Origin of the sequence: Nonomuraea sp. NPDC023979, assembly GCF_040639085.1 — a bacterium.
In the GTDB taxonomy this organism is placed as follows: Bacteria; Actinomycetota; Actinomycetes; order Streptosporangiales; family Streptosporangiaceae; genus Nonomuraea; species Nonomuraea ceibae.
The window spans coordinates 159687-183647 of record NZ_JBEZZG010000013.1; the positions used below are offsets into that span (position 1 = coordinate 159687).

Below are 23961 nucleotides of genomic sequence, written 5' to 3' on the forward strand. Positions count from 1 at the left end.
GTTCGGTCCCGCACCGGACGATCCCGGGGCGAACGGTTCCGAAGTGGGGGGTCGCGGGGTGGTGGGGTCGCCGGGTGGTGGGGTCGCCGGCGGACGGTCCGGGCAGGGCTCAGGCGTCGGTGGGGGCCGGGCCGTAGAGTTCGGCGCGGGCGGCGCGGCAGTCGGGGTCGCGGTCGGCGGCGCGGTCGAGGCCGGCCTTGAGGAGGGCGGCGGTCTCGGCGAGCTGGGCGAGGCGGCCCGGGCCTAGGGTGTCGACGACCAGGGCGCGCACGGACTCCTCCCGGACCCGCCGGGCGCGGGCGGCGGCCTCGCGGCCGGCGGCGGTGAGCGTGATGTCCCAGCCCCGCGCGTCCTCGGTGCAGGCGACGCGCTCCAGCAGGCCGCGCGCGCTCATCCTGGCCACCTGGTGGGACAGCCGGCTCTTCTCCCACTGCAGAGTGAAGCGCAGCTCCAGGGCCCGCAGCCGGCCGCCGGGCGCGTCGAGGAGCACGTCGAGCACCTGGTGGTCGGCCTCGGACAGCCCGGTGGCGCGGGTCAGCTCGCGGGCGAGGTGGGCGGCGAGCTGCGCGTGGACCGCCGTGTGCGCACGCCACGCGGCCAGGCTTTCAGCGGCGGCGGGGTCGGCGTCCCGGCTCTCGGTCATGCCGCCAGCCTACGCCACGAAAGGTTGACATGTCATCCAAAGTGATTATGGTTGACACGTCTACCAATCGGTCTGGAGGACCACATGCCCGACTACGGCCACGATCTGCGGTTCGGGTCGTTCATCACCCCGCGCAACGACCGGCCCGAGGCGGCCGTCGACCTGGCCCGGCTGAGCGAGGAGGCCGGGCTCGACCTGGTCACGTTCCAGGACCACCCCTACCAGCCGGCCTTCCTGGACACCTGGACGCTGCTGAGCTGGGCGGCCGCCAGGACCGAGCGGGTGCACCTGTCGGGCAACGTGCTCAACCTGCCGCTGCGGCCCCCGGCGGTGCTGGCCCGCTCGGTGGCGAGCCTCGACCTGCTGTCCGGCGGGCGGATCGAGCTGGGGCTGGGCGCGGGCGGGTTCTGGGACGCGATCGGCGCGATGGGCGGCCGCCGCCTGACGCCCGGCCAGGCGGTCGACGCGCTGAGCGAGGCCATCGACGTGATCCGCGGCATCTGGGACGCGGGCGAGCGGCGGCTGCTGCGGCTGGAGGGCACTTACTACGCGCTCGACGGCGCCAAGCGCGGCCCGGCCCCGGCGCACGACGTGCCGATCTGGCTGGGCGCGTACAAGCCGCGCATGCTCCGGCTGGTCGGCGCCAAGGCCGACGGGTGGCTGCCGAGCCTGGGCTACATCCAGCCGGAGGAGATCGCCGGCGCCAACAAGATCATCGATGAGGCGGCGGAGGAGGCGGGCCGCGACCCGCGTGCCGTCCGCCGCCTGCTCAACGTGATGGGCGACGAGGCGCCCGGCACGTGGGTGGAGCGGCTGCTGCCGCTCGCCCTGGAGGACGGGGTCAGCACGTTCATCCTCGGCTCGGACGACCCGCGGGCGATCAGGGCGTTCGCCGAGGAGGTGGCGCCGGCGCTGCGCGAGGCCGTGGCGGCCGAGCGCGGAGGCGGCGCGGGCGGCGGCGGCTCCCGCCGGGGCGGGCGGGCCGTCGAGCTGCGCAGGCCCGGGATCGACTACGACGCGGTGCCCGCCTCGCTGGCCGGCTCGGCGGTGGAGCCGGGCGACCCCGCCTACGCGGGCGTGCGCTCGTCCTACGTGTGGGCCGGCTCGCCCGGCCTGGTGCTGCGGCCCGCGACGGCCGGCCAGGTGAGCGAGGCGCTCACGTACGCGATCGGCCAGGACGTGCCGCTCGCGGTGCGCAGCGGCGGCCACGGCATCAGCGGGCGCTCCACCAACGACGGCGGGATCGTCGTCGACGTGGGCGCGCTGGACGGCGTCGAGGTGCTCGACCGGGGGCGGCGGCTGGTGCGGGTGGGCGCGGGCGCCCGCTGGGGCGACGTGGCGCGGGCGCTGGCGCCGCACGGGCTGGCGATCAGCTCGGGCGACTACGGCGACGTGGGCGTCGGCGGGCTCGCCACCACGGGCGGCCAGGGCTTCCTGGCGCGCTCGTACGGGCTGACGATCGACCACGTGGTGGGCGCCGAGGTGGTGCTGGCCGACGGCCGGATCGTGCGCGCAGGGCCGGACGAGCACCCGGACCTGCTGTGGGCGTTGCGCGGCGCGGGCGGCAACATGGGCGTCGTCACCTCCTTCGACATCGAGGCCGCCGAGCTGGGCGACGTGGTCCTCGGCGTGTTCGTGCACGACGCGGCGGACCTGGCGGGCTTCCTGGAGCGGTGGGGCCGCCTGGTGGAGGACAGCCCGCGCGAGCTGACGCCGTTCCTGACGGTCTTCCCCGGCGGGGGCGCCGGGTCGGTGATGGCGCAGACGCTGGCGGTGTGGGCGGGCGACGACGCCGACGCGGCGGTCGGCGCGCTGGAGCCGTTCCTGGGGGCGGGGCCGGTGCTGCAGCAGCAGGCGCAGCTCGTCCCGTACGCGGCGCTGGTCGCGCCGCACCACAACCGGCACACCGGCCAGGCGGCCCTGCGCAGCCGCTCGGCGCTGGCCGACCACCTGGACGCCGGGCTCGCGGGGCGGCTGGCGGCGCTGTTCGCGACCGGCGACGCCCACATGCTGCAGGTGCGCTCGGTCGGCGGCGCGGTCAACGACACCCCGGCCGGCGCGACCGCGTACGCGCACCGCACGCAGAACTTCTCGGTCAGCGCCGTCATGGGCGCGGGCGACGCCTGGGAGGGCGTCGGCGCGCAGGCCGTCTACCTGAGCTTCGAGACGCGCACCGGTGAGGAGGTGCTGGCCAGGGCGTTCCCGCCGGAGACGCTGGAGCGGCTGCGGCGGATCAAGGCGGTGTACGACCCGCGCAACGTGTTCCGGCACAACTTCCCGATCACCCCCCGGGCATGATGTCCCCATGACGAACCCCCTGGACAAGATCGCCGCCATTCGCCTGTCTTCTGTCCTTCTGCCGCTGAGCACCCCGGTCAGCGACGCCAAGGTGCTCACCGGGCGGCAGCGGCCGATGACCGAGGTCGCGTTCCTGTTCGCGGAGATCACCACCGAGGGCGGGCACGAGGGCCTGGGGTTCTGCTACTCCAAGCGGGCCGGCGGCCCCGGCCAGTACGCGCACGCCCGCGAGCTGGCTCCCGAGCTGCTGGGCGAGGACGCCAACGACATCGCGCGGCTGTGGGAGAAGCTGGCCTGGGCGGGGGCGTCGGTGGGCCGGGGCGGGCTGGCGGTGCAGGCGATCGCCGCGTTCGACATCGCGCTGTGGGACCTGAAGGCCAGGCGGGCGGGCCTGCCGCTGGCCAAGCTGCTGGGCGCGCACCGCGACTCGGTGCGCTGCTACAACACCTCGGGCGGGTTCCTGCACGCGCCGATCGAGCAGGTGCTGGAGAACGCCTCGGCGGCGCTGGAGCGCGGCATCGGCGGCGTCAAGATCAAGGTGGGCCAGCCCGACACCCGCGCCGACCTGGCCAGGGTCCGGGCGGTGCGCGCCCACCTGGGCGACGGCGTGCCGCTCATGGTGGACGCCAACCAGCAGTGGGACCGCCCGGCGGCGGCGCGGATGGGCCGCGCGCTGGAGGAGTACGGCCTGGTGTGGATCGAGGAGCCGCTCGACGCCCACGACCACGCCGGTCACGCCGCGCTCGCCGCCGCGCTCGACACGCCGATCGCCACCGGCGAGATGCTGACCAGCGTCGCCGAGCACGCCGAGCTGATCCGGGCGGGCGGCGCGGACGTCCTGCAGCCGGACGCGCCCCGGGTGGGCGGCATCACCCCGTTCCTGCGGCTGGCCGCGCTGGCCGAGCACCACCGGCTGCAGCTCGCCCCGCACTTCGCCATGGAGATCCACCTGCACCTGGCCGCCGCGTACGGCCTGGAGCCGTGGGTGGAGCACTTCGAGTGGCTGGAGCCGCTGTTCGAGGAGCGGATGGAGATCCGCGACGGCCGCATGCTGGTGCCCGACCGGCCCGGCCTCGGCCTGACGCTGAGCGACCGGGCCGCCGGGTGGACGGTCGACAGCCGGACGTTCGGCGTCTAGGCGAACGGGATGTTGCGCCAGGGGCTGCCCGGGTCGGTGGTCAGGACGCGGTGGGCGTGGAGCATGTCGGCGTACCAGGCGCCGAACTCCTCCCCGTCGAAGTGGAGGCAGCGGCCCAGGATGTAGGCGGCGGAGAACTCCTCCCAGGACCGGTACGTGATCCGGCTGAGCCGTCCGGCGCGCACGACCGCCCGCTCGGCCTCGGCCAGGTCGCAGAAGCGGGCGCCGAGCCCCCAGCGGGCCATCTTCGAGGCGCGCCCGTAGTCCCACGCCTCGACCGTGCGGACGAACCCGCCCTCGGGGAGCAGGCCGTCCGCGCGGAAGCGCGCCTCGTAGCGGGTGATGCGCCCGATGAGCCGTTGCGCCCCGGACACCTGGGCCGCCTGGGCCGCCGGCTCGGCGTGCTCGCGCAGGTAGCGGTCGGTCACCTGGCGCCAGTGGTCCACCTCGACCGCGCCGCCGTAGTCGAGGGCGAGCGCGCTGCGGACGCGCAGCACGAGCTGCCAGAAAGAGCTGCTCATCCGGCCTTCGAGCAGGTCCTCCTGGGCGCTCAGCCATTCCTCGCGGCTGGTGATGCCCCACCACTCCTTCAGGCGTTTGCGCTCGCGGACGTAGCCGGTGCCGTGCCAGCCCATCGCGTTCCACAGCGAGGCGTTGGCGACGCAGAGCAGCGCCCCGCAGGCCAGGCCGTGGGCGACCGGGCCGTGCAGCGGGCCGCCGGCGCGCAGCGTGCGCAGCTCGCCCCGGGGCGGGTAGGCCACCCGGGCGGTGTGCTGGAGCCAGGTCCGCCGGTGGGCGGCGGTCGCGGGGAAGTACGCCTCGCAGGGGGTGCCGGGGTCGATCGCCAGCCACTCGTCGTCACGCGGCCAGTTGCGGGCGAGCTCGCCCAGGTCGTCGCGGAAGAAGACCGGGTCGGCCACGGGCGCGGGCAGCACCCCCTCGGTGAGGAACACCAGGTACTTGGTGCCGCCCACGCGCGTGGGCGCGTAGGTGACCCAGCCGGGCCGCGCGTCGGCGCGGGCGCGCGGCATCGCGTGGTAGAGGTGCGCGCCGGCCAGCACGTCGAAGTACGCGGCCCAGTCGCCGCGCGTCTTGGCCTCGTACAGGCGTTGCTCGACGTCGGTGGGCGCCTGCCAGGGCGCGCCCGCCGGGCCCTGACCCGTCATGAGATCAGGGCTCTCCCCCTCCCGTGTCCCCATGGCGCAGTACGTTACAACTGCCCGGTGGATCCCGTGCCCGGGGTCACCAGGCCGGACTCGTAGGCGAGGACGACGAGCTGGGCGCGGTCGCGGGCGCGGAGCTTGGTCATGGCCCGGTTGACGTGCGTCTTGGCGGTCATCGGGCTGATCACCATGTGCTGGGCGATCTGGTCGTTGGACAGGCCGCGGGCGACCAGGGCCACGGCCTCGCGCTCGCGGTTGGTCAGCTCCTGCAGCCCGGTGCCGGTGCCGGGCGGCGCCTGGGTGACGTAGCGGTCGATGAGCTTGCGGGTGATCGACGGCGCGAGCAGCGCCTCGCCGCGGGCCGCGACGCGGACGGCGTGCAGCAGGTCCTCGGGCACGATGTCCTTGACGAGGAACCCGGCCGCCCCGGCGCGCAGCGCGTCGAAGACGTACTCGTCGAAGCCGTAGTTGGTCAGGATGACGACGTGCACCCCGGCCAGCGCCGGGTCGGCGGCGATCCGCCGGGTCGCCTCGACGCCGTCGGCGACGGGCATCTGGATGTCGACGAGCGCGACGTCGGGCAGGTGCTCGCGGGCCAGCGCCACGCCCGCCAGGCCGTCGCCGGCCTCGGCCACGACGTCGATGTCGTCCTCCAGGTCGAGCAGCGCGCGGAACCCGCTGCGGATGAGCGGCTGGTCGTCGACCAGCAGGACGCGGATCACGACGCCCGGTCCGCGGGGATCAGGGGGAGCACGGCCTGCACGGCGAAGCCGCCCTCGCCGCGCGGCTCGGCGCGCAGCCGGCCGCCCAGGGCGGTGACGCGCTCGCGCATCCCGAGCAGCCCGACGCCGGGCACCGGGGCGGCGCCGGGCCTGGCCTGGCCGTCGTCCTCGACGCGCACGTCGACGGCGTCGGGGCCGCAGTCGATGCGGACGGACGCGCTGCCGGCGGCGGCGTGCCTGGCGACATTGGTGAGCGACTCCTGCACGATCCGGTAGACGGTGCGGCTCACCGCGGCGGGCACGTCCTGCCGCCGCCCCTCGATGGTCAGCGTGGCGTCGAGACCGATGGTGCGGGCGCGTTCGACCAGGTCGGGGACGTGGTCGAGGCCGCGTGGCGGGGCCGTGTCGTCGTCGCGCAGCGCCTCCAGGGTGGCGCGCAGCTCGCGGCTCGCCTCCCGCCCGGCCTCCTGGATCGCCAGCAGCGCCTCGGGCACCCGCTCGCCGCGTTTACGGGCGACGTGCACGGCGACCTCGGCCTGCACCTTGATGATCGAGATCTGGTGGGTGAGTGAGTCGTGCAGCTCGCGGGCGATGTGCAGCCGTTCCTCGTCGGCGCGGCGGCGCGCGGTCTCCTCGCGGGTGCGCTCGGCCTCCTCCGCCCGCCGCTCGGCCTGCCGCAGCGCCTCACCGGCCGCCCCGGCGGCGACCAGCCAGGCCAGCTCCAGCGCGCCCCTGGCCTGCGCGAACGCCTCGCCCGTGTCGTGCAGGCCGGACGCCAGGGCCGCCAGGGGCATCGCCGCCAGCACGAGCACGCTCACGCCGACGGTGACGGCGCGGCGCCCCGCCCGCACGGCGGCGTAGACGGCGAACAGGTACGCGACGGCGGGCACGTCGAACCCGGCCGCCTGGTAGCCGGCCGCGCACGCCCCGGTGACGGCCAGCACGGCGACCGGGACGCGGCGGCGCACGGCCAGCGCGAGCCCGCCGGTCGCCAGCAGCGCGTAGCCGGCCACGGCGGGGCCGGTGCCGGCAGGCTGTCCGGACAGGCCCGTGACCAGCAGCGCCGCCGCAACACAGACGGCGATCACCCAGTCCCCGACCGTGATCTCGGCCGTGCCCGTGGCCCTGGTTCTGGCCCTGACCCAGGCCGTGACCCTGGCCCATGCTGCGCTCATGGGCGCACCCTAGCCGGACGGGGGCGCGGGCGACTCCTGCGCGCGGACGAGCGGGCGGCTACCACGAGCGCGGTAGATCCGCGGCTCCTGCCGGAGGCGCGGCAGGCGGCTGCGTCGCCGGCGGCAGCGCGAAGTGCCGACGCCGGGCGGACGACCGGCGGACGGGCCCGGCGACATGATCGGGTGACGTCCATTCATCGAAGGAGCAGTCATGCCACTCCTCGACGCCGCCCACCTGGTCGCGACCGCCCAGCCCGACCCCGTCACCGCGTACACGCTGAGCGCGGGCCGGATCGGCTCCCTCGTGGCCGCGCTCGCGGGGCTGGCGGGCGCCGCGCTCGGCGGGCGCGCCCTGGCCCGCCGCACCGGCCGGGGCGCGCGGGCCGGTGTGGTGCTGGGCCTGGCCGGGACGGCGGTCGCCGTGGTCGTCGTGGTCACCTCCGACGGCGGCATCGGCACCGGCAACGGGCTCGGCGGCGCGTTCGTGGCCCTGCTGATCGGGCTGGCCGCCACCGGGCTCGCCGGGCTGGCGACCGCGCGCTCGCGCCGTCCGTCCTGACCCGCCGTCCGGGAACCCCGCCGTCCTGGTGACGCCGTCCCTGTGACGCGTCCCGGCTACCAGGCCACTTCCAGCGACGTCAGCCCGTACACGATGTGGAAGGAGCGGAACTGCGGCTCGCGGTCGGTCACCCGCAGGTCGGGGAAGCGCCGCAGCAGGGCCGGGAAGGCGATGCGCATCTCCATCCGGGCCAGCGGCGCGCCGAGGCAGTGGTGCACGCCGTGGCCGAACGCGACGTGGCCGGGCTCGCCCCGGGTGATGTCGAGCAGGTGGGCGTCGGGCAGCAGCGCCGGGTCGCGGTTGGCGGCCGGGAGCGCGCAGGCCACGATCTCGCCGGGGCCGATCGTGTGGCCGCCCAGCTCCACCTCGGTGGTGGTGATCTTGAACGTGCCTGAGTGCACGATGCTGAGCCAGCGCAGCAGCTCCTCCACGGCGGCGTCGATCCGCTCCGGCTCCTTGCGCAGCAGCTCCAGCTGCTCGGGGTGGCGCAGCAGGGCGAGCGTGCCGAGGGAGAGCATGTTGGAGGTGGTCTCGTGCCCGGCCAGCAGGAGCAGGCTGCCGATGCCGATCAGCTCGGGGTCGGTGAGGTCGTCGCCGTGCTCGCGCACCAGCATGCCGAGCAGTTCCTCGCCCGGCTCGGCCCGGTTGCGGGCGACGAGCTCGGCCATGTAGGCGCGCGACTCCAGCTGCAGGGCGACGCGCTCGGGGACGGGGATGGACATGTCGAGCATGCGGCCGGTGCGGTGCTGGAAGCCCTCGCGGTCGTCGTACGGGACGCCGAGCAGCTCGCAGATCACCAGGGACGGGATCGGCAGCGCGAACGCGGGCACCAGGTCGGCGGGCGAGCCGGCGCGCTCCATCGCGTCGAGGTGGTCCTCGACGATGCGGGTGATGCGCGGTTCCAGGCGGCGCATCCGGCGCAGCGTGAACTCGCCGGTCAGCATGCGGCGCAGCCGCGTGTGCTCGGGCGGGTCGGTGGCCAGCAGGTTGCCGGCGCGGGTCTCGGCCAGTTGCTCGGCGGTAAGTTTGGGCGCGCCGGGCAGCTCGGTGATGCCGCGGCGGGCGATGGCGAACCGTTCGGCGTCGCCGAGGACGGCGCGCACGTCGGCGTGGCGGGTGACGAGCCAGGCTTCGGCGCCGAACGGGGTCCGGACGCGGGCCACCCCCTGCTCGTCGCGGAAGGCGCCCAGCTCGGGGGCGGGATCCAGCTCTGTGCGCCGCATGTAGAGCGGCAGCTCCATCGAGGACACGTCCCCCACTCTGAAGCATCGGGCGGGCTGCCGCCAGGGGCGTTACCATCCGGGGCTTTTCGCGCACAAATCGTCACGATCATCGTTATGGTAACGAAGCCTGTCATTTTCCCGCCGTCGCCGTCGGCCATGCGACTCTTTCCGGCGAACGATCCGACCTGACTGGGAGAACCTTGGTGGTTGGCAGCAACCTCGACAACGACCGCGTTCACGAGGCCTTTGCGGAACAGGTGCGGCGCACCCCCGATCGCATCGCCGTGGTGGCGGGCACGACTCGCATGACGTACGAAGAGCTCGACGCCCGCGCCGAGCGGATAGCCGGGGAGTTACGCGGCCGGGGAGCGGGCCCGGGCGACTCCGTGGGCGTCTGCCTCGACAGGGACGAGTCCCTGATCGCCGCCCTGCTGGGCGTGTGGAAGGCGGGCGCGGCCTACGTGCCGCTCGACCCGGCCTACCCGGCCGACCGGCTGGAGTTCATCGCCGCCGACGCGGGCATGGCCCAGCTCATCACCTCCGAGCCGGTGGCGCGGCGGCAGGAGGCCGTGCTGCGCGCGTCGGGGGCCGAGGCGCTGCTCGTGGAGTCCCTGACCGGGGACCTCCCGTACGAGCCGGTGGCCGGCGGCCCGTCCGACGCCGCGTACGTGATCTACACCTCGGGCTCGACCGGGCGGCCCAAGGGCGTGGTCATCGAGCACGGCAACGCCATGGCGCTGCTGCGCCACGAGGCGGACGTCTACGCGGGCGAGCTCGGCGGGATGCTGTTCGCCACCTCGGTGTGCTTCGACCCGTCGGTGACGCAGATGTTCCTGCCGCTGGTCTGCGGCGGCACCGTGATCGTGGCCGACAACCTGCTGGCGCTGTCGGCGCTGCCCGCCCGCGACGACGTGACGACCGTGTACGGCGCGCCGTCGGCGCTGGTCGCGCTGCTGAACGAGCCGCTGCCCGCCGGGGTGCGGATGGTGATCGCCGGCGGCGAGCCGTTCACCAGGGCGCTGGCCGATCGCATCTACGCCAACCCTGGCGTTCGCCGGATCGTAAACGTATACGGACCCACCGAGTGCACGGTGACCTGCACGTCCTCCGAGGTGTACCGCGACGGCGAGGACGAGCCGCCCATCGGCACCGCCTACGCCGGCTCGCTGCTGAGCGTGCGCGACGCCGAGGGCCGCCCGCTGCCGGACGGCGAGGTCGGCGAGCTGTGGGTGGCCGGGCCGCTGGTCGGCCGCGGCTACCTGAACCGGCCCGAGCTCACCGCCGAGCGGTTCGTCACCGACGACGACGGCGTACGGCACTACCGCACCGGCGACCTGGTCCGCCGCGAGAACGGCGTCTGCCACTACGCGGGCCGCAACGACGACCAGGTCAAGGTGGCCGGCTTCCGCGTCGAGCTGGGCGAGGTGCAGGGCACGCTGACCCGCTACCCCGGCGTCAACCACGCGGTCGTGCTCACCCGGACCGACGCGCGAGACGTGCGCCGCCTGGTCGCCTACGTCGAGCCCGCCCCCGGCCAGGAGCCCGCCGAGGCGGAGCTGCGCGCGTGGATGCGGGAACGGCTGCCCGACTACATGGTGCCGTCCCGGATCGCGATCATGCAGCGGATCCCGCTCGGCCCCACCGGCAAGGTGGACCGGGCCGCGCTGCCCGCGCTGGAGTTCGCCCCCGAGCTCGGCCCGTACGTCGAGCCCCGCGACGACGTCGAGCGGCGGCTGGCCGCGATCGTCGGCGAGGTGCTCGGCGTCGACCGGGTGGGCATCCACCACCACTTCATCGACCTCGGCGGCCACTCGCTGGCGGCGGCCCGGATCTGCGCGGTCATCGAGCGCGAGCTGGGCGCCCGGGTGGCGCTGACCACGTTCCTGGGGCGGCCGACGATCGCCGAGCTGGCCCCGCTCGTGCAGATCGGCGACGGCGCCCCCGGCCCGAGGCTGTCCCGCCACGCCGGCCGCGACCGCTACCCGCTCACCGCCGCCCAGCACGGCATGTGGCTGCTGCGCGAGGTGAGCCGGACGGCCAACGCCACCACGCTCGCCTTCCGGCTGCGCCTGACCGGGCTGGAGTCGGCCGAGCCGGTGCGGGCCGCGCTGGACGCCCTCGTCCGCGAGCACGAGGTGCTGCGCTCGGTCACCGTCATCGGCGACAACGGCGAGCCGATGGCCGAGGTGCGGCCGCCCGCGCCGGTGCCGCTGGAGGAGCACCCCTACTCCCCCGGCCTCGCCGAACGCCTGGCCGTGCACGGCTTCGACCTGTACGCCGACGTGCCGCTGCTGCGGGCCGCCCTGCTCTGGCTCGACGAGCGCAGCGCCGAGCTGATCGTCGTCACCGACCACACCGCCTACGACGGCTGGTCCAACGCCACCCTGATGGCCGCGCTGACCGGCACCGTGGCCGAGCAGCCCGTCCAGGTGGGCGACGTGGCCCTGCTGGAACGCGAACTGGCCGCCGACCCCGACCGGATCGGGCGGCTGCGCGCCTTCTGGGCCGAGGAACTGGCCGGCGCCGCGCCCCCGTACGACCTGTCGGCCCGCGCCCAGTCGGGGCCGAGCCGGTTCCGCGGCACGCGCCTGCTGCGCGAGGTGCCGCCCGCGACGGCCGCCCGCGTGGGCGAGCTCGCCGCCTCCACCGGCACCACGCCGTTCGCCGTCTACTTCACCGTGCTCGGGCTGCTCGTCGCCGCCCAGACCGACCGGCCCGACGTGCTCCTCGGCGCCGCCGTCGCCGACCGCGCCCACCCCGAGCTGGAAGGGCTCGTCGGCCCGCTCGTCGACGTGCTGCCCGTACGGCTGCGCCTCGACGGCGAGCTGACCGTGCGGCGCGCCGTCGTGCAGGCGGCCGCCGCCACCACCCGCTCGCTCGACCACGTGGGGCTCGCGCCCGAGGAACGCCTGGCCGTCTCCGGCATCGAACGGCCGCGCGGCACCATGCTCACGCCCGTCGTCATGTCCTACCAGCCGCCCGCCGTCCCGGTGCGGCTCACGGGCGGCGGCCTCCAGGTCGAGCTCCTCGGCGAGCTGAGCGGCGGCGGCGCCCAGGCCCCGTACACGCTGTTCGTCAACACCACCGCCGACGGGGTCGAGATCCAGATCGAGTACGACGTCGACCTGTTCGAGCGGGAGGAGGCCGAGGCGTTCTCCGACCGGCTGATGCGGCTGCTGGAGGCCGCGGTCGCCGGGCCGGACCAGCCGCTGTCGGCGTTCGAGCTCGTCACCGCCGAGGAACGGGCGACGCTGCTGCACTGGGGCACCGGCGCGCCCCTGCCCGCCGCCCAGCACCCGACCGTCGTCCATGAGCTGCTGGAACAGGCCCGCCTGCACCCCGCCCGGGTGGCGGTCGCCGACGGGACCGGCTCGCTCACGTACGCCGAGCTGGCGGACGCCTCCGCCCGCGTCGCCGCGGCACTCACCCGCGCCTTCGACGGCGAGGCCGAGCGCGTCGCCGGGGTGTGCCTGCCGCGCGACCGGTGGCTGCCCGCCGCCCTCGCCGGCGTCGCGCGGGCCGGGGCGGCGTACGTGCCGCTGGAGCCCGACCACCCGGCCGAACGGCTGCGCCGCCAGCTCGCCGACTCCGGTGCCCGCGTGGTGCTGGCCGCCGGCGACACCGTCGCCGTGGCGCGCGGCCTGGCCGAGTCCACCGGCGCGGTCGTCGTCGACCTGGCCGATCTGCCCGATGCCGACCTGCTCGATGCCGGGTTCACCGAGGTCGCCGCCACGCCGGAGACGACCGCGTACGTGCTCTACACCTCCGGCTCCACCGGCCGCCCCAAGGGCGTCGAGGTCACGCACGGCAACCTGTCGGCGTTCGTCCGCGCGATGCGGGCCGTGCCCGGCGTCCGCGACGACGACGTGATGCTCGGGCTGACGCCGTTCTCCTTCGACGTGTTCGGCTTCGACCTGTGGGTCAGCCTGTGCAACGGGCTCCGGCTCGAACTGCTCGACCGGGAGTCGGCCGTGGACGGCCACGTCGTCGCGCGCCGCATCGGCGAGAGCGGCGTGACGCTCCTCACCGCGACCCCGACCACGCTGCGCATGCTCGTCGCCGCCGGATGGACCGGCGGCGACCGCGTACGCGTCGTGAGCATCGGCGAGGTGCTCGACCCCGTCCTCGCCGGGGAGCTCGTCGCCCGCGTCGGCGAACTGTGGAACTCCTACGGGCCCACCGAGACCACCGTCTACTCCACCATGACCAGGATCGACCGGGTCACCGGCGACAGCGTGCCCATCGGCGGGCCGCTGCCCGGCGAGCGGGCGTACGTGCTCGACCAGGCGGGACGGCTCGTGCCGCCCGGCGTGCCCGGCGAGCTGTGGATCGGCGGCGCCGGAGTCGCCCGCGGCTACCGGGGGCTGCCGTCCGAGGCGTTCACCGACGACCCGCTCGCCCCCGGCGAACGGCGCTACCGCACCGGCGACCTGGCCCGATGGCGCGACGACGGCACCCTGTCCTTCCTCGGCCGCCGCGACCACCAGGTGAAGGTGCGCGGCCACCGCATCGAGCTCGGCGAGATCGAGGCGGCGCTGCGCGAGCTCGTCGCCGACGCCGTCGTCACCGTGCACGAGGACCACCTCGTCGGCTACCTCGTCGGCGGCGACGCCCGCGCCGTCGAGGCCGCCCTGCGCGAACGGCTGCCCGACTACCTGGTGCCCCGGCAGTGGGTGACGCTCGACGCGCTGCCCACCACCTCCTCCGGCAAGCTCGACCGGGGCGGGCTGCCCAAGCCCGACCTCGCCGCCGCCCGCACCGTCGTCCCGCCCGCCACCGAGGCCGAGCTGCTCGTCGCCGAGGTGTGGCAGGCGGTGCTCGGGGTGGCCGCGGCCGGGGTGAACGACGACTTCTTCGCCCTCGGCGGTCACTCGCTGGCCGCCATGCTGGTCGCCGGACGCCTCCGGGAGGCGCTGGCCATGGAGGTGCCGGTGCGGCTGCTGTTCGAGCGGCCGGTGCTGGGCGACTTCGCGGCGGGCGTCGAGGAGCTGCTGGACGCGGACGTGGAGGTGGCCCCGTGACCGAACAGGCGACCACCCCGTTGACCGGCCCCTCGACGGACGCGCGCGACCCCTCCGGGGGTGTGGGCCTCTCCGGGGTTGGCGGACCCTCCGGAGGTGGCGCCTCCGAGGGGCGGAGGCGGCGGGTCGAGGATCGGCTCGCGGCGGCGCGCAGGGCCGTGGCGCGGGCGGTGCCAGGGATTCCGGTGCGCGCCGGGGAGGCGCCGCCGTCACCCGCGCAGGCGCGGCTGTGGTTCCTGGCGCAGCTCGCCGAGCCGGGCGACCGGGGCGCGTACAACGTGCCGACGGTCGTGCGGCTGCGCGGCCCGCTGGACCCGGCGGCGCTGCTGGGCGCGGTGCGGGAGCTGGCCGAGCGGCACGAGGTGCTGCGCACGCTGGTCGAGCAGGACCGCACCACGGTGGTGGACGCCGCCCGGGTGCCGGTCACGGCCGAGGACGTGACGGCGGAGGCGCTGCCGGAGCGGCTGGAGCGGGAGGCGTACCGGCCGTTCGCGCTGGACGCCGAGCCGCCTGCCCGGGCGGTGCTGTACCGGCTGGGCGACGAGGAGCACGTGCTGCTGCTGACCGTGCACCACGTCGCGTTCGACGCCTGGTCGCGGGACGTGGCGCTGGCCGAGCTGGCGGCGCTGTACGCGGCCGCGCTGGGCGTGGCCGAGCGGCCGGAGCCGCCGAGGGTGCAGTACGGCGACTACGCGCAGTGGCTCGCCGGGCAGCCCGAGCCGGACGTGAGCTGGTGGATGGAGCGGCTGGCGGGCCTGGAGCCGGTGCTGGACCTGCCCACGGACCGGCCGCGCCCGACGGTGGCGGACTGGGCGGGCGGCGAGGTGCCGGTGCTGCTCGGCCCCGAGCTGGCGGCGCGGGTGCGCGCGGCGGCCGGGGAGGCGGGCGCGACGCCGTTCATGGTGCTGCTGGCGGCCTGGCAGGAGCTGCTGGGCCGGGTGTCGGCGACGGACGACGTGCCGGTGGGCGTGCTGGAGGCGGGCAGGCTGCATCCGGACACCGAGCGGATGCTGGGCTGCTTCGTGAACACGCTGGTGATGCGGGGCGACCGGTCGGGCGAGCCGACGGGGCGTGAGCTGCTGGCGCGGGTGCGCGGCATGGCGCTGGACGCGTTCGCGCACCGGGAGACGCAGTTCGAGCGCGTGGTGGAGGAGCTGCACCCGGACCGGAACCTGGCGACGACGCCGGTCGTCCAGGCGGTGCTGAACGTGGTGGACTCCCGCCCGGAGCCGCCGCGCTTCCCGGGGCTGGACGTGGAGGTGTCGGAGCCGCCGCTGCGGACGGCCAAGTACGACCTGAACCTGGCGCTGGCCAACGCCGGCGACGGCGGCTACCGGGGGACTCTGGCCTACCGGGCGGACCTGTTCGACGCGGGCACGGCGGCCCGGCTGGCGGGCTGGTACGTGACGCTGCTGGAGGGCATGCTCGCGGACCTGGACGCCCCGGTGGCGGCGGTGCCGCTGGAGCCGGTGGACGGGCCGGTGGCGGCGGGCCCGCGCCGGGAGTTCGACCTGTCCAGGCCGCTGCACGCGTGGTTCGAGGACTGGGCGGCCCGCACCCCGGACGCCGTCGCGGTGTCGTACCCGGCGGGCACGATGACGTACGGCGAGGTGGAGCGGCAGGCGAACCGGATCGCGCGCCACCTGGTGGCGGCCGGGGTCGGCGCCGACGACGTGGTCGGCATCCTGGCCGAGCGGCACGGGCCGCTGGTCCCGGCGATCCTCGGGGTGCTCAAGGCGGGCGCCGCGTACATGCCGCTGGAGCCGGCCTACCCGGACGAGCGGCTGGCGTACATGGTGTCGTGCGGGGCGCGGCTGGTGCTGGCCGAGCGGGCGCTGGCCGGGCGGCTGCCGGGCGCGCTGGTGCTGGAGGACGTGCTCGCCGCCGGCCTGCCGGAGACGCCGCCGGGCGTCGAGGTGGCGCCGGAGCACCTGGCGCACGTGCTGTTCACCTCGGGCTCGACCGGGCGGCCGAAGGGCGCGGCGGTCGAGCACCGGGCGGTGCTGCACTACCTGCGGGCGGTGGCCGAGCGCGTGGGCGGCCCGTACGCGTCGTGGGGCGTGGTGTCCACGATGGCCTCCGACCTGGTCATGACGTGCCTGTTCGGGGCGCTGCTCAGCGGCACGACGGTGCACCTGCTGGACCAGGACGCGGCGACGGACCCGGAGGCGTTCGCCGGCTACCTGGCCGATCACCCGGTCGAGGTGATCAAGATGGTGCCGAGCCATCTGGAGCTGCTGGCGGCGCACGGCGACCTGGCCGCGATGCTGCCGACGGACCTGCTCATCCTGGCGGGCGAGGCCACCTCGTGGGACCTGGCCGAGCGGGTCAGGGCGGCCCGGCCGGGCGTGGAGCTGCAGATCCACTGCGGCCCGACCGAGACGGTGGTGTCGGTGCTGAGCTGCACCGCGCCCGAGACGCCGACCGGGTCGGCGAACGTGCCGCTGGGCAGGCCGCTGGCGAACGTCGACTGTCACGTGGTCGACGCGGCGGGCCGGCCGCTGCCCGCCGGGGTGCCGGGCGACCTGTGGATCGGCGGGCCGAGCCTGGCCCGCGGCTACCTGGGCCGGCCGGACCTGACGGCCGAGCGGTTCGTGCCGGACCCGGTGACGGGGACGACGCGCTGCTACCGGACGGGCGATCGGGTGCGGCTGAACGCCGACGGCATGATCGAGTTCCTGGGCCGGGTGGACGACCAGGTGAAGATCCGCGGCTTCCGGGTGGAGCTGGGCGAGGTCAAGGCGGCGCTGCACGACCAGCCGGGCGTGCTGGAGGCGGCGGTGCTGCCGGTCGGCGAGGCGCACAACCGCCGGCTGGCCGCCTGGATCGCCCCGGCGGACGTGGACCTGGCCGCGGTGCGGGCGGGGCTGCGCGAGCGGCTGCCGGAGTACATGGTGCCGCCCGCGATCATGGCGCTGGACGCGCTGCCGCTCACCCCGCTCGGCAAGGTGAACCGGGCCGCGCTGCCGATGCCGGAGGCGGCCGCCGCCGGTGAGCGGGTCGCGCCGGAGACGCCGACGGAGGAGCGGATCGCCGCCGTGTGGGCGCGGGTGCTGGGCGTGGCGGACCCGGGCGTGGAGGACGACTTCTTCGCGCTGGGCGGCGACTCGTTCATGGCGGTGCGGGCGGTGCGCGACATCGACCCGGCGCTGCGGGTGATCGACCTGTTCACCCGGCCGACGATCCGCGAGCTGGCCGCGCACCTGGACTCGGGCGACGGGGGCGAGCCGGGGCTGCTGCACCGGCTGGCCGGTCCCGCCGTGGCGACCCGTACCGTGCTGTGCGTGCCGTACGGCGGCGGTTCGGCCGCCGCGTACGGGCCGCTGGCGACGGAGCTGGCGGCCCGCCACCCGGGGACGGCGGTGCTGGCCGTCGAGCTGCCCGGCCACGACCCGGCGCGGCCCGACGAGGCCATGCTCACGCTGCCGGAGCTGGTCGGCCGGGTGATCGAGGAGCTGGCGCCGCTGACCACCGGCCCGGTGGCCCTGTACGGGCACTGCGTCGGGTCGGCGACGGCCACGGAGCTGGCGCTGCGGCTGGAGGAGGCCGGGGTGCCGGTGGCCGGGCTGTTCGTCGGCGGCAGCTTCCCCGACGCCCGGCTGCCGGGGCGGCTGTCCGCGTGGTGGAACCGCAGGTTCCCGGCCAACCGCTGGTCGTCGGACCGCTCGCAACGCGACTTCCTGCGTACGCTCGGCGCGCTGGACGAGGACACCGGCGACACCACGATCATGCTGCGCGGGCTGCGGCACGACGTGGAGGAGGCGCAGGCGTGGTTCAGCGGCGAGCTGGCCGCGGGCGGCGCCCGCAAGCTGAACGCGCCGGTGCTGTGCGTGATCGGCGAGCGTGACCGCTCCACGGAGCTCTACCAGGAGCGTTACCGCGAGTGGGGCGCGTTCGCGGAGCGGGTGGCGCTGGCCACGATCCCGCGCGCGGGCCACTACTTCCTCAAGCACCAGGCGACGCGGCTGGCCGAGCTGATGGACGCGCACCTGGCCGACTGGGAGGCCGGGCGGGTGCCCGAGCCGGTCGCCGAGGTCGAGGTGGTGGGCGAGCGGGCGCGCAGGGACCTGCGCCGCTTCTACACGGTCGCCGTCGGGCAGACGGCGTCGCTGCTGGGCAGCGCGCTCACCTCGTTCGCGCTGGGCGTGTGGGCCTACCAGGAGAGCGGGCGCGTGTCGGACTACGCGCTCGTCACGATGCTGGCCACGCTGCCGTCGCTGCTGGCCTCGCCGCTGGGCGGCGCCGTCGCCGACCGGGTGGACCGGCGGCTGGTGATGCTGACGTGCGACGCCGTGTCGGCGGTGGCGACGACCGCGCTGGTGGCGCTGCTGGTGGCGGGGCGGCTGGAGGTGTGGCAGGTCGGCATCGTCTCCGGCGTGCTGTCGCTGGTGACCGCCTTCCACCGGCCCGCCTACCTGGCGGCCGTCGCCCAGCTCGTGCCGAAGCCGTACCTCATGCAGGCCAACGCGGTCGCCAACCTCGGCACCGGGCTCGGCATGCTGCTGGCCCCGCTGGCCGGGGCGGCGCTGATCACGCTGATCGGCGTGCACGGGGTGGTGGCGGTCAACATCGTCACGTTCGTGATCGGCCTGGCGACGCTGCTGCTCGTGCGGTTCCCGGACCGGATGTTCCATCGGCTGGAGGAGACGTTCACGCAGGCCGTGGCCGGCGGGTGGCGGTTCCTGGTCCGGCGCAGGCCGCTGATGATCATGATCGCGTTCTTCGTCGTGGAGAACTACCTGGGCATGCTCGCGCTGGCGATCACCGTGCCCGTGCTGCTGTCGTTCGGCGACGTGACGGCGGTCGGGACGGTGACGGCGGCGCAGGGCCTGGGCGCGGTGCTCGGCGCGCTGGTGATGGTGTTCTGGAACGGCACCGAGCGGCGGGCCATCGGCATGGTGGGCTTCGTCAGCGGGTTCGGGCTGGGCATCGTGCTCATCGGGCTGCGGCCGTCGGTGGCGCTGGCGGCGTTCGGCGGGCTGATGTCGTGGCTGTTCCTGAGCGTGCTCAACACGCACTGGCTGTCGATCATCCAGCTCAAGGTGGGGCTGGAGCTGCAGGGCCGGGTGCTGGCCACCAACCAGATGCTGGCGGTGTCGATGACGCCGCTGGCGTTCCTGACGGCGCCGCCGCTGTCGGAGCTGTTCGAGCCGCTGCTGGCGCCCGGCGGGGCGCTGGCCGGGACCGTGGTCGGCGACGTCGTCGGCGTCGGGCCGGGCCGGGGCGTCGGGCTGCTGCTGGCCGTCACCGGGGCGCTCCTGGTCGTGTGGGGGGCGCTCGGCCTGTGGTACCGGCCGTTGCGGCGGATGGAGGACGACCTGCCGGACGCGGTGGCGGGCGCCGAGATCGCCGACGACCTCGACGCCGTACAGGAGGAGGCCGACCGGGAGCTGGCCCGCGCCGGCACCTGACCCCAGGCGTGGCCGTCAGGCGGCCGGGACGATGACGCGCCAGGCCGCCGGGCGCAGGGTCCAGGTGCGGTGGGGGGCCGGTGGGCAGAGCTCGCCGTCGGCGTTGGCCGGGGCGGGCTCGCCCTCGACCGTCACCGTGCTCCCCCGCACGGTCAGCACGTCGCCGCGCTCGGGGTGCCGGCCGCGCCGCAGCAGCGCCCCGAACGCCAGCCGCGCCAGCGGCGAGACGGCGTAGGAGACGACGACGTCCACCTGGCCGTCGTCGGGCCGGGCGTGCGGGGCGAGTGGGGTGCCGCCGCCGATGGAGACGCCGTTGCCGACGCCCACCATCAGCACGCGCCGCCGCCCGTCGCTGACCAGCCCGCCGTCGACCCGGACGCGCAGCCGCCACCCTTTGGTGCGCAGCCCGGCCAGGAGGGCCCCGGCGGCGTACGCGGCGCGGTGCAGGAGCGGCTTGAGCGCGGCGGCCTGCTCGGAGGCGCGGGCGCCGACGCCCACGTGGACGGCGTTGACGACGACGCCGCCCCGGTCGTCGACGAGCAGGTCGAGGGCCCGTTCGCGGCCCCGGAGGACGGCCCGCGCGGCCTCGCGGGGGTCGAGCGGGATGCCCAGGGCGCGGGCCAGGTCGTTGCCGGTGCCGAGCGGCACCAGCCCGACGGGCCGGGAGCCGAGCTCGCCGCGTTCGAGGAGCGCGGCGACGACGGCGTGCACGGTGCCGTCGCCGCCGAGGACGACGGGGACGCGGTCGGCGTGCTCGGCCAGGATCGCGCCGACGCCGCCGGGCTCCGGCAGGTCGGGGGCGAGCACGTCGGCGGATTCGCCCAGCGTGTCGAGCACGGCCGCGCGGGTGCGCCCGTCGACGCCGCCTGCGGCCGGATTGCCGATCACCACGAGCCTCATGGCCGCTTGGTGCCCCGGATCACGCCCGGCTAACGCACCTCCCGCAGTGTCACGCTTTATCCACATACGTCCCGGCGCTTGGCAACGGGCTTCCCGGACATTTAGGGTGCCAGTGCAATGCCACACATTACTGGCCCCGGCGATCCCCGCGAAGGAGAAGATTGATCACCGCCACTTACACGATCCCCGGGATGCGGGTGCGCGACCACGAGGTGGCGGTGCCGCTCGACTGGTCGGCCCCGGACCGGGGCACGATCACCGTGTTCGCCCGCGAGCTGGCCGACCCGGTCCGCGACCGCGAGGACCTGCCGTGCCTGCTCTACCTCCAGGGCGGGCCGGGCGGCAAGGGCCCGCGCCCGACCAGCCGCGACGGCTGGCTCGGCCACGCGCTGAGGACCCACCGGGTGATCCTGCTGGACCAGCGCGGCACCGGCCGCAGCTCCCGGATCGACGGCCGGCTGATGAGCGGCCTCACCGCCGAGGAGGGCGCCGCCCGCCTCGCGCTCTTCCGGGCCGACTCGATCGTGGCCGACGCCGAGCACCTGCGCACGACCGTCTTCGGCGGCCGGCGCTGGTCGACGCTGGGCCAGAGCTACGGCGGCTTCCTCACGCTCACGTACCTCTCGCGCGCCCCCGAGGGGCTGAGCGCCTGCTACGTGGCGGGCGGGCTGCCCGCGCTGGAGCCGGACGCCGCCGAGGTCTACCGCCGCACCTATCCCCGGGTCGCGGCCAAGAACGCCGCGTTCTACCGCCGCTACCCGCACCACGCCGAGACCGCCGCGCGGCTGGCCGACCGGCTGGCCGAGGGCGACGTGCGGCTGCCCGACGGCGACACGCTCACCGTGCGGCGGCTGCAGTCGCTCGGCCTCGACTTCGGCATGAAGCCCGGCTTCGAGCGCATGCACTGGCTGCTCGACGAGGCCGCCGGGCTGCCGGAGACGTTCCTGCACCAGGTGCTGGCCCGCTCGTCCTACGCCGACAACCCGCTGTTCGCCGCGCTCCAGGAGAGCATCTACGGGCACGGCCCCGGCGCGACCGCGTGGGCGGCCGAGGCGGAGCGCGCCCGGCGTCCGGAGTTCGCGGAGACGGCCAGGCCGCTGCTGTTCACCGGGGAGATGATCTACCCCTGGATGTTCGAGGAGATCCGCGCCCTGCGCCCGTTCCGGGGCGCCGTCGAGCTGCTCGCCGGGCGCGCGGACTGGCCGCCGCTCTACGACCTCGACCGGCTGGCCGCCAACGAGGTGCCGCTGGCCGCCGCCGTCTACTTCGACGACATGTACGTGGACTCCGGCCTGCAACTGGACACCGCCTCCCGCGTCGGCAACGCGCGGGCCTGGGTCACCAACGAGTACGAGCACGACGGCATCGGCGACGAGCGGGTGTTCGTCAGGCTGACGGAGCTCGTCGCCGAACAAGGAGGAGGAATCACCGGTGGGTGACGGCAAGCTGCCCAGACTCTCAGAAATCCCGGCGTTCACCGAGCACATGGCGAAGGGCTGGGACTCGCCCCGCCGCACGCCGCCGGTGGTCGCAGGCGCGGCCGAGGCCGCCGCCGCGCACCGGGCCCGGCTGGCCGCCGCGCTGCCCGGCCAGAGCGTGACGGTGCCCGCCGGGCGGGCGCCGGTGCGCAGCAACGACACGTTCTACGACTTCCGCGTGGACAGCGACTTCTTCTGGCTGACCGGGTGCGCGGTGGAGAACGCCGTGGCCGTGGTGTCCGGCGGCGGCTGCACGCTCTACCTGCCGCCCCCGGCGGGTCCCGGTGAGCCGGAGTTCTTCACCGACGCCGCCTACGGCGAGCTGTGGGTGGGCCCGTCGCCGTCCCTTGCGGAGTGGGCCGCGGCCCTGGGCGTCGAGGTGCGGCCCCTGGCCGAGCTCGACGGCGAGCCGCAGCCGCCGTCCGACGAGGTCAGGCGGGTGCTCGCCGAGCTCCGCATGATCAAGGACGAGTGGGAGGTGGACCGGCTCCGCGAGGCGGTGGACCGTACCGTGGAGGGATTCGCCGCCGTCGTCGGCGAGATCCCGGCGGCGGTCGCGGGCGGCGGGGAGCGCTGGCTGCAGGGCACCTTCGACCGCTACGCCCGCACGCACGGCAACGGCCCCGGCTACGCCACGATCGTCGGCAGCGGCGCGCACGCCCCCACGCTGCACTGGGTGCGCTGCGACGGGCCGGTGCTGCCGGACGAGCTGCTGCTGCTCGACATGGGCGTGGAGACGCGCGCCCACTACACCGCCGACGTCACCCGCACCTTCCCCGCCTCCGGCCGCTTCACCGAGACCCAGCGGCGGGTGCACGACCTGGTGGAGAAGGCGCACCGGGCGGGCCTGGCCGCGGTGGCGCCCGGCCGCCGGTTCACCGACTTCCACCACGCCGCCATGGAGGTCATCGCGCGCGGGCTGGACGACTGGGGGCTGCTGCCGGTGTCGGTCGACGAGGCCCTGTCGGAGCAGGGGCAGCACCACCGCCGCTGGCTCGTCTGCGGCATCGGCCACCACCTGGGCCTGGACGTGCACGACTGCGCCAAGTCCCGGCCCGAGGCCTACCACGGCGCGGCGATGGCGCCCGGCATGGTGCTCACGGTCGAGCCCGGCCTGTACTTCCACGCGCACGACCTGACCGTCCCGCCGGAGCTGCGCGGCGTCGGCGTGCGGATCGAGGACGACCTGCTCGTCACGGCCGACGGCATGGAGAACCTCTCCTCGGCGCTGCCCCTGGACGCGGGCGGCCTGGAGACCTGGATGAGCGACCACAAGGAGAAGGCATGACCACCCCCGTCTGGCACGGCGTGCACGTCGCGACCGCGCTGCCCTTCCACGACGACCTGTCGGTCGACTACGACGGATACGCCGAGCACGTGCGCTTCCTGGCCGAGGGCGGCTGCGACGGCGTCTGCCCGAACGGCTCGCTGGGCGAGTACCAGACGCTGACCCCCGAGGAGCGGGCCCGCGTGGTGCGCACCGCCGTCGAGGCCGCCCCCGAGGGCTTCCACGTGATGCCCGGCGTGGCGGCCTACGGCGCGGCCGAGGCCAGGCGGTGGGCCGAGCAGGCGGCCGAGGCGGGCGCCTCGTCGGTGCTGCTGCTGCCGCCCAACGCCTACCGCGCCGACCGGGAGGCCGTCGTCGGCCACTACCGGGAGGTGGCCAGGGCCGGGCTGCCGGTCGTCGCGTACAACAACCCGATCGACACCAAGGTCGACCTGACCCCGGAGCTGCTGGCCGAGCTGTACCGGGAGGGGCTGATCGTCGGGGTCAAGGAGTTCACCGGCGACGTGCGCCGCGCCTACGAGATCGCCGAGCTGGCCCCGGGCCTGGACGTGCTGATCGGCTCCGACGACGTGCTGCTGGAGGTGGGCATCGCCGGGGCGGTCGGCTGGATCGCGGGCTACCCGAACATGATCCCGAAGGCCACGGTCGAGCTGTACCGGCTGGCCACCTCCGGCGACCCGGCGGACCTGGCCAGGGCGCTGCCGATCTACCGCGACCTGCACCCGCTGCTGCGCTGGGACTCCAAGACGGAGTTCGTGCAGTCCATCAAGCTGTCGATGGACCTGGCCGGGCGCAGGGGCGGGCCGTGCCGCCCGCCGCGCACGCCGCTCTCCCCCGAGCTGGCCGCCCGCATCACCCGCGACACGCGGGCGGTGCTCGACAAGGGGTACGTGTAGCCGCATAGCGCCCCCCTACCTGGGAATGGAGTGATCCAGGACACAT

General features: G+C 75.4%; 14 protein-coding genes. 8 read left to right on the top strand and 6 right to left on the bottom strand.

Annotated elements, in window-relative coordinates:
- Window positions 1–109 precede the first annotated feature (109 nt).
- A complete protein-coding gene (locus AB0G11_RS23625; RefSeq protein ID WP_219518648.1) occupies window positions 110–643 on the bottom strand; it encodes a helix-turn-helix domain-containing protein in 534 nt (177 codons plus the stop codon).
- Between the two features lie 84 nt (window positions 644–727).
- On the opposite strand from AB0G11_RS23625, the gene AB0G11_RS23630 reads away from it, so the two are divergent.
- Both AB0G11_RS23630 and AB0G11_RS23635 read left to right on the top strand, forming a co-directional pair.
- Window positions 728–2941, top strand: coding sequence for an LLM class flavin-dependent oxidoreductase (locus tag AB0G11_RS23630; protein WP_357588214.1), 2214 nt, complete (start codon window positions 728–730; stop codon window positions 2939–2941).
- A 7-nt stretch (window positions 2942–2948) separates the two neighbouring features.
- Complete coding sequence (locus AB0G11_RS23635; RefSeq protein WP_357588216.1) at window positions 2949–4079, top strand: mandelate racemase/muconate lactonizing enzyme family protein; 1131 nt, start codon at window positions 2949–2951, stop codon at window positions 4077–4079.
- On the opposite strand, the gene AB0G11_RS23640 is transcribed toward AB0G11_RS23635, so the two are convergent.
- Genes AB0G11_RS23640 through AB0G11_RS23650 form a run of 3 tightly spaced genes read right to left on the bottom strand, consistent with a single transcriptional unit; the run spans window position 4076 to window position 7139 of the window.
- The gene (locus AB0G11_RS23640) at window positions 4076–5245 is read right to left on the bottom strand and encodes a DUF1266 domain-containing protein (RefSeq protein ID WP_357588218.1); all 1170 of its coding nucleotides are present in this window, start codon (window positions 5243–5245) and stop codon (window positions 4076–4078) included. The two genes, AB0G11_RS23635 and AB0G11_RS23640, sit on opposite strands and share 4 nt — an antisense overlap.
- A gap of 44 nt (window positions 5246–5289) precedes the next feature.
- On the bottom strand, window positions 5290–5964 hold the full coding sequence (locus tag AB0G11_RS23645) for a response regulator transcription factor (protein WP_219511560.1): 675 nt from the start codon (window positions 5962–5964) through the stop codon (window positions 5290–5292).
- Window positions 5961–7139: a histidine kinase gene (locus tag AB0G11_RS23650; RefSeq protein ID WP_357588220.1), complete on the bottom strand. Its 1179-nt coding sequence runs from the start codon at window positions 7137–7139 to the stop codon at window positions 5961–5963. Before AB0G11_RS23650 ends, AB0G11_RS23645 begins: the two co-directional genes overlap by 4 nt.
- Before the next feature lie 211 nt (window positions 7140–7350).
- Between AB0G11_RS23650 and AB0G11_RS23655 the strand changes: the two genes are divergently transcribed.
- Complete coding sequence (locus AB0G11_RS23655; RefSeq protein WP_357588222.1) at window positions 7351–7698, top strand: DUF6223 family protein; 348 nt, start codon at window positions 7351–7353, stop codon at window positions 7696–7698.
- Window positions 7699–7754: 56 nt separating this feature from the next.
- On the opposite strand, the gene AB0G11_RS23660 is transcribed toward AB0G11_RS23655, so the two are convergent.
- Window positions 7755–8939: a cytochrome P450 gene (locus tag AB0G11_RS23660; RefSeq protein WP_357588272.1), complete on the bottom strand. Its 1185-nt coding sequence runs from the start codon at window positions 8937–8939 to the stop codon at window positions 7755–7757.
- Window positions 8940–9124: 185 nt separating this feature from the next.
- Between AB0G11_RS23660 and AB0G11_RS23665 the strand changes: the two genes are divergently transcribed.
- On the top strand, window positions 9125–13942 hold the full coding sequence (locus AB0G11_RS23665) for an amino acid adenylation domain-containing protein (RefSeq protein WP_357588224.1): 4818 nt from the start codon (window positions 9125–9127) through the stop codon (window positions 13940–13942).
- Window positions 13939–19353, top strand: coding sequence for an amino acid adenylation domain-containing protein (locus AB0G11_RS23670; RefSeq protein WP_357588226.1), 5415 nt, complete (start codon window positions 13939–13941; stop codon window positions 19351–19353). Before AB0G11_RS23665 ends, AB0G11_RS23670 begins: the two co-directional genes overlap by 4 nt.
- Before the next feature lie 15 nt (window positions 19354–19368).
- On the opposite strand, the gene AB0G11_RS23675 is transcribed toward AB0G11_RS23670, so the two are convergent.
- On the bottom strand, window positions 19369–20253 hold the full coding sequence (locus AB0G11_RS23675; protein WP_357588228.1) for a diacylglycerol kinase family protein: 885 nt from the start codon (window positions 20251–20253) through the stop codon (window positions 19369–19371).
- 161 nt (window positions 20254–20414) lie between these two features.
- Here AB0G11_RS23675 and AB0G11_RS23680 point away from each other — a divergent pair, with 161 nt between their 5' ends.
- From AB0G11_RS23680 to AB0G11_RS23690, 3 genes are read left to right on the top strand one after another with little or no spacing between them, the layout of a single operon-like run.
- Window positions 20415–21692 (top strand): alpha/beta fold hydrolase, encoded by a 1278-nt coding sequence (locus AB0G11_RS23680; RefSeq protein WP_246646340.1) that lies wholly within the window; start codon window positions 20415–20417, stop codon window positions 21690–21692.
- Window positions 21685–23019: an aminopeptidase P family protein gene (locus tag AB0G11_RS23685; RefSeq protein ID WP_308126073.1), complete on the top strand. Its 1335-nt coding sequence runs from the start codon at window positions 21685–21687 to the stop codon at window positions 23017–23019. Before AB0G11_RS23680 ends, AB0G11_RS23685 begins: the two co-directional genes overlap by 8 nt.
- Entirely contained in the window at window positions 23016–23915 is a 900-nt protein-coding gene (locus tag AB0G11_RS23690; RefSeq protein WP_357588230.1) for a dihydrodipicolinate synthase family protein, read from the top strand. Before AB0G11_RS23685 ends, AB0G11_RS23690 begins: the two co-directional genes overlap by 4 nt.
- Window positions 23916–23961: the final 46 nt, after the last annotated feature.